This is a genomic window from Micromonospora desertarenae (assembly GCF_056150265.1).
Map to the genome: position 1 here is coordinate 212183 of NZ_JAXCFQ010000009.1, position 16680 is coordinate 228862.

General features: G+C 75.1%; 6 protein-coding genes. 5 read left to right on the top strand and 1 reads right to left on the bottom strand.

Annotated elements, in window-relative coordinates; genetic code table 11:
• Positions 1–3 precede the first annotated feature (3 nt).
• From SM577_RS20100 to SM577_RS20120, 5 genes are read left to right on the top strand one after another with little or no spacing between them, the layout of a single operon-like run.
• Positions 4–5478, top strand: coding sequence for a type I polyketide synthase (locus SM577_RS20100; RefSeq protein ID WP_474587698.1), 5475 nt, complete (start codon positions 4–6; stop codon positions 5476–5478).
• A 28-nt stretch (positions 5479–5506) separates the two neighbouring features.
• Positions 5507–6460 (top strand): TauD/TfdA family dioxygenase, encoded by a 954-nt coding sequence (locus SM577_RS20105; RefSeq protein ID WP_474579665.1) that lies wholly within the window; start codon positions 5507–5509, stop codon positions 6458–6460.
• Positions 6460–6648 carry an MbtH family protein gene (locus tag SM577_RS20110; RefSeq protein ID WP_302921344.1) on the top strand — a complete coding sequence of 63 codons (189 nt, stop codon included), beginning with the start codon at positions 6460–6462 and terminating at the stop codon, positions 6646–6648. The genes SM577_RS20105 and SM577_RS20110 overlap by 1 nt, the downstream gene beginning before the upstream one ends.
• Entirely contained in the window at positions 6645–9758 is a 3114-nt protein-coding gene (locus SM577_RS20115) for a non-ribosomal peptide synthetase (RefSeq protein ID WP_474587699.1), read from the top strand. The genes SM577_RS20110 and SM577_RS20115 overlap by 4 nt, the downstream gene beginning before the upstream one ends.
• Positions 9758–15334: an amino acid adenylation domain-containing protein gene (locus SM577_RS20120; RefSeq protein ID WP_474587700.1), complete on the top strand. Its 5577-nt coding sequence runs from the start codon at positions 9758–9760 to the stop codon at positions 15332–15334. Before SM577_RS20115 ends, SM577_RS20120 begins: the two co-directional genes overlap by 1 nt.
• A gap of 42 nt (positions 15335–15376) precedes the next feature.
• Here SM577_RS20120 and SM577_RS20125 read toward each other — a convergent pair whose 3' ends face one another.
• On the bottom strand, positions 15377–16633 hold the full coding sequence (locus tag SM577_RS20125) for a hypothetical protein (protein WP_474579662.1): 1257 nt from the start codon (positions 16631–16633) through the stop codon (positions 15377–15379).
• Positions 16634–16680 lie beyond the last annotated feature (47 nt).

Below are 16680 nucleotides of genomic sequence, written 5' to 3' on the forward strand. Positions count from 1 at the left end.
CTGATGAGCAACCCGACCGCAACCGACCTGCCCGACGACGGCATCGAACCGATCGCCATCGTCGGCATGGCCGCCCGCCTGCCCGGCGCGGCCGACGTGAACGAGTTCTGGCGCAACCTGGTCGACGGGGTCGAGTCGAGCACCGAACTCACCCGGGAGGAGCAGATCGCCCGGGGCGCCACCGAGGCGGAGGTCGACGACCCGGGCTGGGTCAACCGCGCGCCGCTGGTCGACGGGTACGACGAGTTCGACGCCGGACTGTTCGGGATGACCGCCCGGGAAGCGGAGATCACCGACCCGCAGCACCGGCTGTTCCTGGAGTCCTGCTACACCGCGTTGCAGGACGCCGGCTACGACCCGGGTCGCTACGACGGTTCGGTCGGCGTGTACGCCGGCACCGGCGGCAACTTCTACCTGCACCGCTACGTGTACCGCAACAAGCGGGTCGGGGGCAGCCCGCACGGCGCCGTCTCCATCGCCACCGGCAACTCGCCCAACTACATCGCCACCAACGTGTCGTACCGGCTGGACCTGCGCGGGCCGAGCCTGACCGTGCACACCGCCTGCTCCACCTCGCTGGTCGCGTTCCACCTGGCCTGCGAGGCGCTGCGCAACGGCGAGTGCGACATGGCGCTGGCCGGCGGGGCGAACATCGAACTGCCGCACGTCGGCTACCTGGGCATGGACGGCTTCACCTCGCCGGACGGGCGGTGCCGCCCGTTCGACGCCGGCGCCAACGGCACCGTCTGGGGCAGCGGCGTCGGGGTGACCCTGCTCAAGCGCCTCTCCGACGCGATCGCCGACGGCGACACGATCCGCGCCGTGGTGCTCGGCAACGCCATCAACAACGACGGCGCCGGCAAGGTCGGCTTCACCGCCCCCAGCATGGACGGGCAGATGGAGGCGATCGCCCAGGCGGTCGCGATGGCCGACGTCGACCCGCGCACCATCAGCTACGTCGAGGCGCACGGCACCGGCACCGCGATGGGCGACCCGATCGAGGTGGCCGCGCTCTCCGCCGTCTACACCAAGGACACCGACGACCGGGGCTGGTGCGGCATCGGCTCGGTGAAGTCCAACATCGGCCACCTGAGCCAGCCCTCCGGCATCGTCAGCGTGATCAAGACCGTGCTGGCGATGGAACACGGGCTGATCCCGCCGACCATCAACTACGAGACGCCCAACCCGGCCATCGAGTTCGCCGACACCCCGTTCTACGTCACCAACACCCTGACCAAGTGGGACACCGACGGCGCACCCCGGCGGGCCGGGGTCAGCTCCTTCGGCATCGGCGGCACCAACGCCCACGTGGTGCTGGAGGAGGCCCCGGCGGCGCACCGCCCGTCCCGGCGGGTCCGCCCGGCGCAGTTGCTGCACCTGTCGGCGAAGACCCCCACCGCGCTGGACACCGCCGTACGGCGGCTCGCCGAGCACCTGGAGTCCGCCGCCGACCGGGGGCCGGAGCACCTCGCCGACGTGGCGCACACGCTGCGGATCGGCCGGCAGGAGTACCCGCACCGGGTCGCCGTGGTGGCCACCGACCTGGCCGACGCGGTGACCGCGCTGACCACCCCGCGCCGCCGGCAGGCGGGGGTGGCCGAGGGCGCCGCGCCCCGGCTGGCCTTCCTCTTCTCCGGCCAGGGCGCCCAGTACGCGGGCATGGGCGCGCAGCTCTACGCCGAGGAGCCCGGCTTCGCGGCCACCGTGGACCAGTGCGCCGAGCTGCTCCGCCCGGAGCTGGGGCTGGACATCCGTGCCCTGATCCTCGGCCGCGACCCGCAGGCCCAGGAGAAGCTCACCGAGACCCGCTACACCCAGCCCGCCCTGTTCGTCGTCGAGTACGCCCTGGCGGCGCTCTGGCAGTCCGCCGGGGTGCGGCCGGCCGCGATGATCGGCCACTCGATCGGCGAGTACGTCGCCGCCACCGTGGCCGGCGTGCTGAGCCTGCCGGACGCGCTGCGGGTGGTGGCCGCCCGCGGCCGGCTGATGCAGTCCATGCCGCCGGGAGCGATGCTCGCGGTCGCGCTGGACGAGTCGGTGGTCGCCGAGCGGCTCCCCGAGGGGCTGGCCGTGGCCACCGTCAACGGCCCCGGCACCTGCGTGGTGGCCGGCCCCACCGAGGCGGTCGCCGCGTTCGCCGAGACGCTCAAGGGCAAGGCCAAGCCGCTGCGCACCTCGCACGCCTTCCACTCGCCGATGATGGAGCCCATCCTCGCGGAGTTCACCGCGCTGATGGCCGGGGTGCCGCTGCGCGCGCCGGCGATCCCGTTCCTGTCCAACGTCACCGGCACCTGGATCACCGAGCAGCAGGCCACCGACCCCGCGTACTGGGCGGCGCACCTGCGCCAGCCGGTGCGCTTCGGGGCCTGCGTGGCCACCCTGCTCGGCGAGGGCACCTGGCAGCTCGTCGAGTGCGGCCCCGGCAAGCAGCTGGCCAACCTGGCCCGGATGCAGGTGGCCAAGGCGGCCGAGGCGCAGCGCAAGCTCACCCCGCTGGGCAGCCTGCCCGGCCCGGGCGACGCGACCGGCGACCTGGCCACCCTGCTCGGCGCCGCCGCCGCGCTCTGGTGCCAGGGCACCCCGGTGCGGCTGGGCTCCGACCCGGACGCCCGGCGGGTGCCGCTGCCGACGTACCCGTTCGAACGGCGCCGCTACTGGGTCGACCCGGACCCGGTGGAGCAGGTCGCCGCGGCGCCGGTGGAGACCGGACCCCGGCCGCTGCCGGAGTGGTTCGCGGTGCCGGTCTGGCGGCAGGCCGCGCCGGAGCCGCGGACCGAGCCGCTGGGCCGCTGCCTGGTCCTGGTCGACGGCCCGCGCGGCGACGCGCTGCTCGCCGGGCTGCGCGCCGCCGGCGCCGACCCGGTGCCGGTACGCCCCGGCGACGCCTTCGCGGCCACCGACACCGGCTACCGGCTGCGCCCCGGCGTGCGGGACGACTACGACGCGCTGGTGGCCGCGCTGGCCGCCGACGGCGTCCCGGCCCGGCTGGTGCACGCGTTCGCCCTCGACGGCGAGCCGGCCGGCACCGACATCGCGGCCACCTGGGCGGCCCAGGACCGGGGCTTCTTCAGCGCCCTGCATGTGGTGCAGGCGCTGGCCGGTGCCGGCCTGACCGGTGACGGCGCCGCCCTCACCCTGGACCTGGTGACCAGCGGCATCGGTGACGTCACCGGCACCGACCTGTGCCGGCCGGAGCACGCCACCCTGGCCGGGCTGGCCCGGGTGCTCCCGGTCGAGCTGCCCGGGCTGACCGTCCGGCTGCTCGACGCCGACCCGGCCGACGACGGCGGGCGGGCGCTGCTGGCCGAGCTGCGCCGCCCGGTCGACCCGGAGCGACCCGAGGTGGCGCTGCGCGGCGGCCGCCGCTGGGTGACCGGCTACGAGCAGGTCACCGTGGACGCCGAGGGCGAGCCGGGGGCGCTGCGCGAGGGCGGCCGGTACGTCATCACCGGCGGCCTCGGCGGCATCGGCATCACCCTGGCCGAGGACTTCGCCCAGCGGGCCCGGGCGAAGCTGGTGCTGCTGGCCCGTTCCGGCCTGCCCGCCCGCGAGGAGTGGGACGCGCACCTGACCGTGCACGGCGGCGCGGACCGCACCGGCCGGGCGATCGCGGCGATCCGCCGGATGGAGGCGGCCGGCGCCGAGGTGCTGGTGCTCGCCGCCGACGTCACCGACCCGGCCGACCTGCGCCGGGTCCGGGCGGCGGCCGAGGCCGCGTACGGCGGGATCGACGGCATCGTGCACGCGGCCGGCCTGCCCGGCGGCGGCATGGCCGAGATCAAGGAGCGGGCCGAGGCGGAGCGGGTGCTGGCGCCCAAGCTCGCCGGCACCCTCGCGCTGGCGCAGGTCTTCGGCGACCTGCCGCTGGACTTCGTGGTGCTCTGCTCGTCGATCACCGCGGTGATCGGCGGCTTCGGCCAGGTGGACTACTGCGCTGCCAACAACGCGCTGGACGCCTACGCCCGCTCCGGGCTGGGCTGGCGGGCGCCGGTGCTGTCGCAGAACTGGGGCGGCTGGGCCGAGGTGGGCATGGCGGTGGAGACCAACGCGCCGGCCGGGTTCCGGGCCGCGGGCCGGGACACCGTCACCAGCCCGGTCGAGCACCCGGTGCTCACCACGAAGGTGACCGGCCCCGACGGCATCGTGCTGCACGGCCTGGTCTCCGCGGCCACCCACTGGCTGCTCGACGAGCACCGCATCGGCGGGGTGCCGGTGGTGCCGGGCACCGCCCACCTGGAGTCGGTCCGCGCGGCGGTGGCCGCCGCGCTGCCCGCCCCGGCCGAGGGCGCCTGCGTGGAACTGCGCGACGTGGTGTTCCTGGAGCCGTTCTCGGTGCCGGAGGGCACCGTGGCCCAGTACCGGGTGGAGCTGACCCCGAGCGAGGACGGCGCCGACTTCGCGGTGCGCAGCCTCGCCGCCGGCCAGACGCGCACCCACGTGCGCGGCTCGGCGGGCTGGACCCTCGAGCCGGCCCCGCCGGCGCGGCAGCCCGCCGTGGCCGGTCGGCGGGTGGACGACGACTCGTCGTTCGGCCGTGGCCGCACCAGCATGCTCACCTTCGGGCCGCGCTGGGCCGCGCTGCGCGAGCACCACCTCGGCGACGCCGAGGAACTGGCCCGGATCGCGGCCCCCGCCGAGGCCGTCGGTGACCTGCCGGCCTGGGGGCTGCACCCGGCGCTGCTGGACGTGGCGACCGCGTTCGGCCGGGGCCAGGGCTCGGGCACCTACCTGCCGCTGTCGTACGGCCGGATCGTGGTGCGCGGGCCGCTGCCGGCCGAGTTCCACAGCCACCTGCGGCACCGGGACAGCGCCACCGACGAGGTGGTCGCCGCCGACCTGACCCTGCTCGACCCGGCCGGCCGGGAACTCGTCGCGATCAGCGACTTCGTGCTGCGCCGGGTCGACCAGGGCGCGGTGACCGGCGGGCTGACCGCCGCCGCGCCGGCCGACACCGTCGAGGCGGCGCCGGCCGGGCCGACCGAGGACATCCGGCCGGTGGACGGCGCGGAGGCGTTCCGGCGCAGCCTCACCGCCGGGCTGGGCGCCCAGGTGGTGATCGCCACCCGGACGGTGGCCGACATCCGCGACCGGGCCGGCCGGGTGACCACCGAGAGCCTGGAGAACGAGCCGGAGGCGCCGGCCGCCACGCCGGCCGCGACCGGGGGCGGCTCGGCCGCGCCGAGCACCGAGCTGGAGGTCACCATCGCCGGGGTCTGGCGGGACGCGCTGGGCGTGCCGGAGATCGGGGTCGACGACGACTTCTTCGCTCTCGGCGGCAACTCCCTGGTCGCGGTCCAGCTGATCGCGGCGATGCGCAAGGCGACCGGGGTCCGGCTGCCGATGCGCAGCCTCTTCGAGACGCCCACCGTCGCCGGTCTCGCCGCCCGGATCGAGGAGCTGCGGGCCACCGCCGCCCCCACCGACGAGCCGGCCGCCCCGGCCACCATCCCCGCCATCCCGCGGCTGCCCCGCGCGTGAGCACCGAGAAACCAGGAGTGACAGAGCAATGAGCGACACGATCGCCACGCTGCCGGTGGTCGTCGAGAACGACGGCCGGGAGCTGACCGAGTTGATCGACGCCCGCCGCGCGGAACTGCGCGCGACGCTGGCCGAGCACGGCGGACTGCTGTTCCGCGGCTTCGACGTCGGCGGGGTGGACGGCTTCGACCGGGTGGTCCGGGCGCTGTCCGGCGAACCGCTGGTCTACACCGAACGGTCCTCGCCCCGGCATGCCATCAAGGGCCGGGTCTACACCTCGACCGACTACCCGCCGGACGAGGAGATCTTCCTGCACAACGAGAACTCGTACCAGGCGCGCTGGCCGCTGACCCTGTTCTTCTACTGCATCACCCCGCCGCAGACGCAGGGCGCGACCCCGCTGGCCGACGTGCGCCGGGTGTACGCCGAGATCGACCCGGCGGTGCGGGAGGAGTTCGTGCGCCGGCGCTGGATGCTCGTCCGCAACTTCCACGCCGACTTCGGCACCCGCTGGCAGGACGTGTTCAACACCGACGACCGGGCCGAGGTCGAGGCGTACGCGGCGGCGAACCGGATCGAGCTGGAGTGGCGCGGTAAGGACGGGCTGCGCACCCGGGCGGTGCGGGACGTGGTGCACCACCGGCCCGGCTCGGACACCCCGCGCTGGTTCAACCACGCCACCTTCTTCCACATCAGCACCCTGCCCAAGGACTACCAGGAGGGGCTGCTGGCCATGTTCGGCGCGGACGAGCTGCCGTCGAACACCTACTACGGCGACGGTGGGGAGATCCCCGCCGACGTGATGGAGCACCTGCGGGCCGCGTACCGGGCGGCCAGCGTCCGCTTCGACTACCAGCGCGACGACGTGCTGGTGGTGGACAACATGACAGCGGCGCACGGGCGGGAGCCGTTCACCGGCCCCCGCAAGATCGCCGTCGCGATGGCCGAACCGCACACCCCCGAGAGCGCTGGAGACAACTGATGGCCGAATCCCGTTTCCTGGTCGTCCGCAACGACGAGGAGCAGTACTCGATCTGGTCGGCCGAGCGCGACCTCCCCGCCGGGTGGCACGAGGCCGGTTTCGCCGGCACCCGCGAGGAGTGCCTGGCGCACATCGACACCGTCTGGACGGACATGCGTCCGCGTTCGGTCCGCGAGGCCGCGTCATGAGCGAGTGGACCTTCCCGGCCTCCTTCGCCCAGGAGCGGGTGTGGCTGGCCAACCAGCTCGACGCCGGCTCGCCGGTCTACAACGTCTCCAGCCCGTGCCGGTTCCCGGTCGGCATCACCCGGGAGCAGGCCAACGCGGTGCTCGGGCAGATCGTCGCCCGGCACGAGTCGCTCCGCACCCACCTGCGCACGCAGGACGGTGACCTGGTCCAGGTGGTCCGCGCCGCGGAGCCGGTGGAGCTGCCCGAGACCGACCTGCGCCACCTGCCGGTGGCGGAGCGCGACCGGCACGCCCACGAGCTGCTGGCCGAGCTGGCCCGCACGCCGATCCCGCTGGACGCACCGCCGCTGTGGCGGGCGCGGCTGCTGCGGCTCACCGACGACCAGCTCACGCTGCTGTTCGTGGTGCACCACGCGGTGTTCGACAGCCGCTCGGCGGTGCTGTTCACCGAGGAGCTGGCCGCGCTCAGCCGGGCCGCGCTGACCGGCGCGCCCGCCGACGTGCCCGAGCTGCCCATCCAGTACGCCGACTACGCGGTCTGGCAGCGCGACCAGCTCGCCGGCCCGGAGCTGGACCGGCAGCTGGACTTCTGGCGCACGCAGCTGGCCGGCGCGCCGGCGGTGACCGCCCTGCCGCTGGACCGGCCCCGGCCGGCGCAGCTGGGCTTCGCCGGCGACGAGGTGCGTTTCGACCTGCCCGCCGGGCTGCTGGACCGGATCGGCCAGCTCGCCGCCGGTTCGGCGGCCACCCCGTACATGGTGCTGCTGGCCGCGTTCACCGCGCTGCTGTCCCGGATCTCCGGCGACGAGGACGTGGTGGTCGGCGTCTCCACCGCCGGCCGGGACAACCCCGAGTTGGCCCGGCTGATCGGCATGTTCGTCAACCCGGTGGCGCTGCGCTGCGACCTGGCCGGCGACCCGACCTTCGCCGAGCTGCTGGTCCGGGTCCGCGACCGGCTGGTCGACGCGATGGAGCACGGCGGCACGCCGTTCCAGCGGATCGTCGAGGCGATCGACCCGCAGCGGGACCCGTCGGTGCAGCCGGTCTTCCAGACCGCGCTGAACTTCATCCCGGACTCCGGTCTCGACCCGGCGCCGCTCGGCACCACCAAGGACGACCTGGCCTTCGACATCACCACCGGCGCCAGCCGGTTGCTGTACCGGACGGCGCTGTTCGACCGGGCCACCGCCGAGGCGGTCGTCGCCCGCTACGTGCGGCTGCTCACCGCCGCGGTCGCCGACCCGGCGCAGCGCGTCTCGGCGCTGCCGCTGCTCGCCGACGCCGAGCGGGAGCTGGTGCTGTCCACCTGGAACGACACCGCCCGCGACGTGCCGCCGAGCACGCTGGTGGCGGAGTTCGAGCGGCAGGCGGCGGCCACCCCGGACGCGCCCGCCCTGGTCCGCGCCGGCGTCGAGCTGACGTACGCCCGGCTGAATGCCGACGCCAACCGGCTGGCCCGGGTGCTGGTGGCCCGCGGGGCCGGCCCGGAGTCCCGGGTCGCGCTGGCGCTGCCCCGCTCGGTGGAGCTGGTGGTCGCCATCCTCGCGGTGCTCAAGTCCGGCGCGGCGTACGTGCCGGTGGACACCGGCTACCCGGGCGGCCGGATCGCCTACCTGCTCTCCGACGCCGAGCCGGCGCTGGTGCTGGCCACCCCGGAGACCGCCGCGCTGGTGCCGGCCGGCGCGCTGGTGCTCGACGGCCCGGTGGACGGTGACGGGGCCGACCTGACCGACGCCGACCGGGCCGCCCCGCTGCGCCCGGACCACCCGGCGTACGTGCTCTACACCTCCGGCTCCACCGGCCGACCCAAGGGCGTGGTGGTGGAGCACCGGGCGGTGACCGCGTATCTCGCCTGGGCCCGGGACACCTACCCGGGGCTGGCCGGCACCGCGCTGCTGCACTCGCCGGTCTCGTTCGACCTGACCGTCACCGGGCTGCTCGGCCCGCTCACCGCGGGTGGCACGGTCCGGCTCGCGGCGATCGACGAGCCGGCCGCGCGGGCCGGCGGGCGGCCGACCTTCCTCAAGGTCACCCCCAGCCACCTGCCGCTGCTCGACGCCGAGCTGTCGCCCACCACCGACCTGGTGATCGGCGGCGAGGCGCTCACCGGGGAGCAGCTCGCCGGCTGGCGGGCCGGCCACGGCGACGTCGCGGTGATCAACGAGTACGGCCCGACCGAGGCGACCGTCGGCTGCGTGGCGGCCCGGATCGCGCCGGGACAGCAGCTGCCCGCCGGGCCGGTGCCGATCGGCCGGCCCACCTGGAACACCCGGGCGTACCTGCTCGACGGGGCGCTCAACCCGGTGCCGCCGGGGGTGGTCGGTGAGCTGTACGTGGCCGGTGACCAGCTGGCCCGGGGCTACCTGCGCCGGCCCGGCCTGACCGCCGAGCGCTTCCTGCCCTGCCCGTACGGGCCGGCCGGGCAGCGGATGTACCGCACCGGCGACCTGGCCCGCTGGCGGCCCGACGGCACGCTGGAGTACCTGGGCCGCCGCGACAGCCAGGTCAAGGTCCGCGGCATGCGGATCGAGCTGGGCGAGATCGAGTCGGCGCTGCTGGCCCGGCCGGACGTGACCGCCGCGGCGGTGGTGGTGCGTACCGACTCCGGGGAGCCGACCCTGGTCGGCTACCTGGTGGGGACGGCCGACGAGGCGACCCTCGCCGCCGACCTGGCCCGGGAACTGCCGGCGCACCTGGTGCCGTCGGCGTTCGTCCGGCTCGACGCGCTGCCGCTGACCCCGAACGGCAAGCTGGACACCGCGGCGCTGCCCGCCCCGGCCGCCGCCGAGCCGGCCGCCGACGGGTTCGTCGCCCCGCGCACCGACGCCGAGGTGCTGGTCGCCGAGGTGTACGCCGAGATCCTCCAGGTGGACAAGGTCGGCGCCCTGGACGACTTCTTCGCCCTGGGCGGCAACTCGCTGCGCGGCATGCGGGCGATGGCCCGGATCCGCGCCGAGGTGGACGTCGACCTGCCGATGCGGGCGCTTTTCAGCACCCCGGTGGTGGCCGACCTGGCCGCCCAGATCGAGCAGCGGATCGCCGCCGAACTCGACGAGCTCTCCGAAACCGAGGTCGCCGCGCTGCTCGCGGCGGAGAAGGACAAGCCCTGATGACCGACCTGAAGGATCCGGCCCGGGACGCGGCCCGCCAGGCGTTGATCGCCCAGCGGCTGCGCAAGCGGCAGTCGGCCGCGCCCGCGGCCCGGATCGGCCCGCGTCCGCCGGACGCCGAGGTGCCGCTGTCGTACGCCCAGGAGCGGGTCTGGTTCATGGACCAGCTCGCTCCGGGCGAGGCGGCGTACCACATCGCGGTGCCGCTGCGGGTGCGCGGGCCGCTCGACGTCGCGGCGCTGCGCGCCGCGCTGGCCGGGCTGACCCGCCGGCACGAGTCGCTGCGCACCCGGTTCCCGGCCGACGCCGACGGCCGGCCGACCGTGGTGGTGCAGGACTCGGTCGAGGTGCCGCTGACCATCGTGGACGCCCCGGACGAGGCGGCGGCGCAGGCGCTGGTGGAGGCGGCCGCGGCCGAGCCGTTCGACCTGGCCGAGGGGCCGCTGCTGCGGGCGCTGCTGATCCGGCTGAACGTCGACGACGACAATCCGGCCTCCGCGCCGCACGGCGGCACTCCGGACCGGATGAACGTCGACGACCACGTGCTGTTCCTCAGCAAGCACCACATCGTCGGCGACGGCTGGTCGGTGGACGTGCTGCTGCGCGACCTGATCACCCTCTACCGGGGTGGCGACCTGCCGGCGCTGCCGATCCAGTACGGCGACTTCGCCCACTGGGAGGCGCGGGAGCTGGAGGGGCCGGCGGCCCGCCGGCACCTGGACTGGTGGAAGCAGCGGCTGGCCGGCATCACCCCGCTGGAGCTGCCGCTGGACCTGCCCCGTCCGGCCACCCAGACCTACACCGGCGACTTCGTGGAGCTGCGGCTGGACCGGGCCGCCGCGGACGGGCTGCTCGCGCTGACCCGCTCGTACGGCGGCACCCTGTTCATGACGCTGCTCGCGGCGTACCAGGTGTTCCTGTCCCGGCACGCCGGGCAGGACGACTTCGCCGTCGGGGCGTCGGTCGCCGGCCGGTCGGTGCCGGAGCTGGAAGACGTCGTCGGCATGTTCATCAACATGGTGCCGCTGCGCGCCGAGCTGGCCGGCGACCCGACCTTCACCGAGCTGCTGGAGCGCACCCGGCGCAGCGTGCTGGACGGCCTGGAGCACGCCGAGGTGCCGTTCGCCAAGGTGGTGCACGAGCTGGGGCTGCCCCGGGACGTGAGCCGCTCGCCGGTGTTCCAGGCCATGTTCGTGCTGCAGAACTACGAGATCGGCCGGTTCAACGAGGTCTCCGACGCCACCGACGTCACCTTCGACTGGACGCCGATGGAGCTGCGGGCGACCCGGTTCGACTTCGAGCTGCACGCGGTGGAGACGGTCGACGGGCTCTACGCCAAGCTGGTCTTCAACACCGACCTGTTCACCCGGGCCACCGTCGAGCGGATGGCCGAGCGGCTCGCCGCGCTGCTGCACGCGGTGGTGGCCGCCCCGGACACCCCGATCTCCGCGCTCGACCTGCTCGCCCCGGCCGAGCGGCGGCTGCTGGCGAGCTGGAACGACACCGCCGCCGACTTCCCGCGCGAGCAGACCCTGCACGGGCCGATCGAGCAGCGGGCCGCCGCCACCCCGGACGCGGTGGCGGTCACCTTCGAGGGCCGCTCGGTGACGTACGCCGAGCTGAACGCCGCCGCGAACCGGATCGCGCACCGGCTGCGCGCGGCCGGGGTGGGCCCGGAGACCCTGGTCGGCGTCTGCGCCGAGCGGTCGGTCGAGCTGGTCGCCGGGCTGCTCGGCGTGCTGAAGGCCGGCGGTGCCTACCTCCCGCTGGACCCGGAGTATCCGGCCGACCGGCTGGCGTTCATGGTCACCGACGCGGCCGCGCCGGTGGTGCTGGTGCAGCGGCACCTGCGCGACGTGCTGCCGGACACCGGCGCCACCGTCCTCGCCCTCGACGACGAGGGCGTCTGGGCCGGCCAGCCGACCGTGGACCCGGCGCCGACGGCCGGCCCGGAACACCTGGCGTACGTGATCTACACCTCCGGCTCCACCGGCCGGCCGAAGGGTGTGCCGAACACCCACCGGGGCATCGTCAACCGGCTCGACTGGATGCAGAAGACCTACCGGCTCGGCGCCGACGACGCGGTGCTGCAGAAGACCCCGGCCAGCTTCGACGTGTCGGTGTGGGAGTTCTTCTGGCCGCTGCGCGAGGGCGCCCGGCTGGTGGTGGCCAGGCCCGGCGGGCACAAGGACGCCGGCTACCTGCGCGACCTGCTGGTCGCCGAGCGGGTCACCACCGCCCACTTCGTCCCGTCGATGCTGACCGTCTTCCTCGCCGAGGACGGCGTCGAGGCGGCGACCGCGCTGCGCCGGGTGATCTGCTCCGGCGAGGAGCTGCCGCTGGCCTCGGCGGTGGACTTCACCGCCCGGCTGCCGTGGTGCGGGCTGCACAACCTGTACGGCCCCACCGAGGCGGCCATCGACGTCAGCTCCTGGCACTGCGACCCGGCGCTGCTGGCCGGGCTGACCAGCGTGCCGATCGGCGCGCCGATCGCCAACCTGCGGCTGCACGTGCTCGACCCGGCCGGCAACGAGTGCCCGGTCGGGGTGGCCGGCGAGCTGCACATCGGCGGGGTGGGGCTGGCCCGCGGCTACCACCGCCGGCCGGCGCTCACCGCCGAGCGGTTCGTGCCGGACCCGTTCTCCGGCGAGCCGGGCGCCCGGCTGTACCGCACCGGCGACCTGGCCCGCTGGCGGGTGGCGCCGTCCACCGGCGACGCGCCGGCCGGCGGGGTCATCGAGTTCCTCGGCCGGATCGACCACCAGGTCAAGCTGCGCGGCCTGCGGATCGAGCTGGGCGAGATCGAGAGCGCGCTGCGCGAGCAGCCGGGGGTGACCGAGGCGGCGGTGATCGTCCGGGAGGACAGCCCGGGCGACAAGCGGCTGACCGCGTACCTGGTCGGTGCGGCCGAGCACGCGGCGCTGAAGGCGGCGTTGAAGGAGACGCTGCCCGAGTACATGGTGCCGAACGCGTTCGTCACCCTGGACGCGCTGCCGCTGAGCCCGAACGGCAAGCTGGACCGCCGGGCGCTGCCCGCGCCGGTGGTGACCCGGGAGGCGTCCGTCGCGCTGGTCGAGCCGCGCGACGACACCGAGCGGCTGCTGGCCGGCATCTGGTCGGAGGTGCTCGGCGTCGACACGCTCGGCATCGACGACGACTTCTTCGACCTCGGCGGGCACTCCATGCTCGCCACCCAGGTGGTCGCCAAGATCCGCAAGGCGGAGCACGGCGGCCGGCCGGTCGGCGTGATGGACCTGTTCCAGCAGCGGACCATCCGCGAGCTGGCCGCGTTCATGTCCGGCACCGGCGAGGCGGAGGGGCCCCGCCGGCTGCTCTACGAGCTGACCAAGCCCATCCCGGTGGCCCAGCGGGTGCTCACCTACGTCTGCGTCCCGTACGGCGGCGGCAGCGCGATCGTCTACCAGCCGCTGGCCGACGCGCTGCCCGCCGGGCACGCGCTCTGGTCGCTGGCCATCCCCGGCCACGACGTCGGGCTCAGCGAGGACGCGCTGCCGTTCGACGAGCTGACCACCCGGGTGGCCGAGGAGATCCTGGAGCGGATCGAGGGGCCGATCGCCCTCTACGGCCACTGCGGCGTGGGCAGCGCGATCGTCGCCGAGGTGGCCCGGAAGGTGGAGGCGGCCGGGCGGGACCTGGAGGCGCTCTACATCGGCGCGATGTTCCCGTTCGCCCGGCCCAAGGGGGCGTTCGCCGCGCTGCGCAACCGGCTGGAGCGGCTGCGCAGCAACCGGCACTACGCCAGCTGGCTGAAGTCCATGGGCGTGGACACCGACGAGCTGGACCCGGAGCAGGCCGACCGGATCATCAGCAACATGCGGGCCGACTCCCGGGCGTCGGAGGAGTACTTCACCGGGCTGCTCGACCGGCGGGCGGTGAAGCTGCGTACCCCGATCGTCTCGGTGGTGGGCTCGGAGGACCCGGTCACCGACTACCACACCGAGCGGTACGCCGAGTGGCAGTTCCTCAGCGACACCCTGGCGCTGGTGGTGCTCGACCAGGCCGGGCACTTCTTCCTGAAGTACCGCGCCGACGAGCTGGCCGAGATCGTCACCCGCACCCACCGGGCCGTCGCCGCCGGCGACGTCGCGGAGCTCGGCCCGCGGGCGCGGGGCGAGGACGCCGGCTGGGTGCTCGCGGCCCACCAGCGGGTCGGGGTGGCCGACCGGCCGGCGGCGGCGGTGGTCAAGCCGTCCATGGCCCGCTTCGTCGCGGTCACCATCGGGCAGCTGGTCTCCACCACCGGGTCGGCGCTGACCGCGTTCGCCCTGCCGATCTGGCTGTTCACCCAGACCGGGTCGGTCACCAACCTGGGCCTGCTCTGGGCGCTCGCGCTGATCTGCGGCGTGCTGATGCTGCCGGTCGCCGGCGCGATCACCGACCGGGTCAGCCGCCGGAAGATCATGATGATCGCCAGCAGCAGCGCCGGCTCGGTGCAGGTGGTGCTGGCCGCGTTGCTGTGGACCGACAACCTGGCGCTCTGGCACATCTACGGCCTGGTCGCGTTGAGCCAGGTCGCCGGGTCGTTCCAACGCATCGCGTTCCAGTCGGCGGTGCCGCAGCTGGTGCCGAAGCGCTACCTCGGCCACGCGATGGGCATCACCCAGCTCTCCAACGGTTTCGCGATGCTGCTGATGCCGGTCTTCGCGGCCGGGCTGCTCGCCGCCATCGAGCTCAAGGGCATCCTGCTGATCGACGTGGCGAGCTACCTGGTGGCGGTGCTGACGCTGGCGGTGGTCCGCTTCCCGGACCTGCTCGGCTGGCGGCCCAAGGAGCGGCTGCTGGTGGCCATCGCCAACGGCATGCGCTACTCCTGGCAGCACCGGGGCTTCCGGTTGATGCTCGGCTACTTCGCGGTGGGCAACATCTTCCTGGCCCCCGCGCTGGTGCTCACCACGCCGCTGGTGCTCTCCTTCGGCACCGCGACGCAGGTGGCCCAGGTGGCGCTCGCCGAGGCGTGCGGCGCGGTGGCCGGCGGTGTGCTCATGTCGATCTGGGGCGGCCCCCGGCACCGGCGGATGATCGGCGTGCTGATCGGCAACCTGGGCACCGCTGTCGGTTGCGTGCTGATCGGCCTGGACGCCTCGGTGGCGATGATCTGCGTGGGCGCGTTCTGGCTGGCCATGGCGATGACCACGGCGCAGTCCATCTACGCCACCATCGTCCAGGTCAAGGTGCCGCAGCGGTTCCACGGCCGGGTGTTCAGCCTGAACCAGACCATCTCCTGGTCGACCCTGCCGATCGGCTTCGCGCTGCTCGCGCCGGGGGCCACCGCGCTGTTCGAGCCGATGCTCGCCCCGGGCGGCGCGCTGGCCGGCTCGGTGGGCGCGGTGATCGGCACCGGCGAGGGCCGCGGCATCGGCTTCGCGTACGTCTGCTTCGGCGCGGCGCTGGTGCTGGTCACCCTCGGCGGGTTCGCGATCCGGCTGCTGCGCCGGTTCGACGTCGAGGTGCCCGACTCGCTGCCGGACGACCTGATCGGCGCGCAGGAGCGGGAACGGCGCCTGGCCGCCCGGGCCGCCGAACGCGCGGAGGAGAAGGCGCCGGTCGCGGCGTGAGCTGTCCCCGGGGGCCCGTTCGGCGGGCCCCCGGGGTCGCTCCTACCGGTCGGCCAGGTCGGCCGCCGGCAGTTCGTCCGGCTCGGCGACCCAGGCGGAGAAGACCGGCAGGCCGTGCCACGGCCCGGTCGCCCCGCCGGTCCGGGTGTCGGTGGCCACCGCGAGCACCGCGTACGGATGGCCGAAGCGCAGCTCGGCGACCCGGGCCACGCCCTCCGGGGGCAGGCTCATCCAGTCCATCAGCGCGGTGACGGCGGCCGCCTCGAAGCCGTACCGGCCGTAGCGGGCCATCGCGACCTGGGCCGCCGCGAAGTCCGGCTCCGGGACGTCCAGCAGCTCGGCGAAGGCGGCGTTGGCGGCGGCGAACCCCAGTTCGGGCGCGACCAGCTCGTGCCGGCTCTCCGCCGACCAGCAGGGCAGGACGGCGGCGGTGCGCTCCTCGCGGCCGTCCGGGGCGTAGGTCCTGGTCGGCTCCTCCCGCACGGTCCACAGCGGGGTGTCGCCGAGCGGGAGGTCGAACAGGGAACGCCGGCCGGGCGGGGGCTGGTCGCCCGGTGTGTCGAGGGCACCGGCCGCGATGTCGTGGGCGGCGGCCAGGACGTCTGCGGCCGGCACGCCGGGGGCGGCCGCGACGGAGACGACCAGCAACCCGGCCTCGCCGTCGCCGGCCGCGGCCGGCTGGGCGGGCGCGGCGTGCACGGCGACGTCGCCGATCCGCGCGCTCGTGGCGATCCAGCAGCGGTGGCCGCGCCGCGGGGTGCGCAGCACCCGGTCCAGCCGGCCGGCCCAGCGGCTGTCCGGCCCGAGCGCGGCGGCCGGCGCCACCTCGAACGGGTCGGCCCAGGAGACCCGGGTGGCCAGCGCGCTGGCCAGGATCAGCAGCACCTCCGGGTCGACCTTCAGCGGGAACCCCTCGATCAGGCCGAGGGTGTGCTCGCGGGCCCACGCGTCGAGGCCGGCCTGGTCGGGCACCGGGCCGGTGGCGGTCGGCCCGGGCAGGGTGGCCCGCCACCGGTCGAGCGCGGCGGTCCCGTGGTCGGGCCGGTGCCAGAACGCGGTGGCCGAGGGCACCAGCGGGTGCGGCGCCGCCAGCAGGGCGTGCGCGGCTTCGGCGGCGGTGGCCGGGTCGGTGCCGAGCGCCTCCGCCAGGGCCGCGCGGGCGGGGCCGGTGGCGGCCGGCGCGGCGAGCGCCAGGAGCAGCCACGCGCCCAGCGGGGAGGCGACGTGGTGCCCGTCGCCGGCGCGGGCGTGCAGGCGGTCGGCGTAGCGGGCCAGGGGGGTGCGGATGTCCGTCGTCACCGCTCCACTGTGCCCGCCACCGCGGCGCTCGTCACCACCATCGCCCG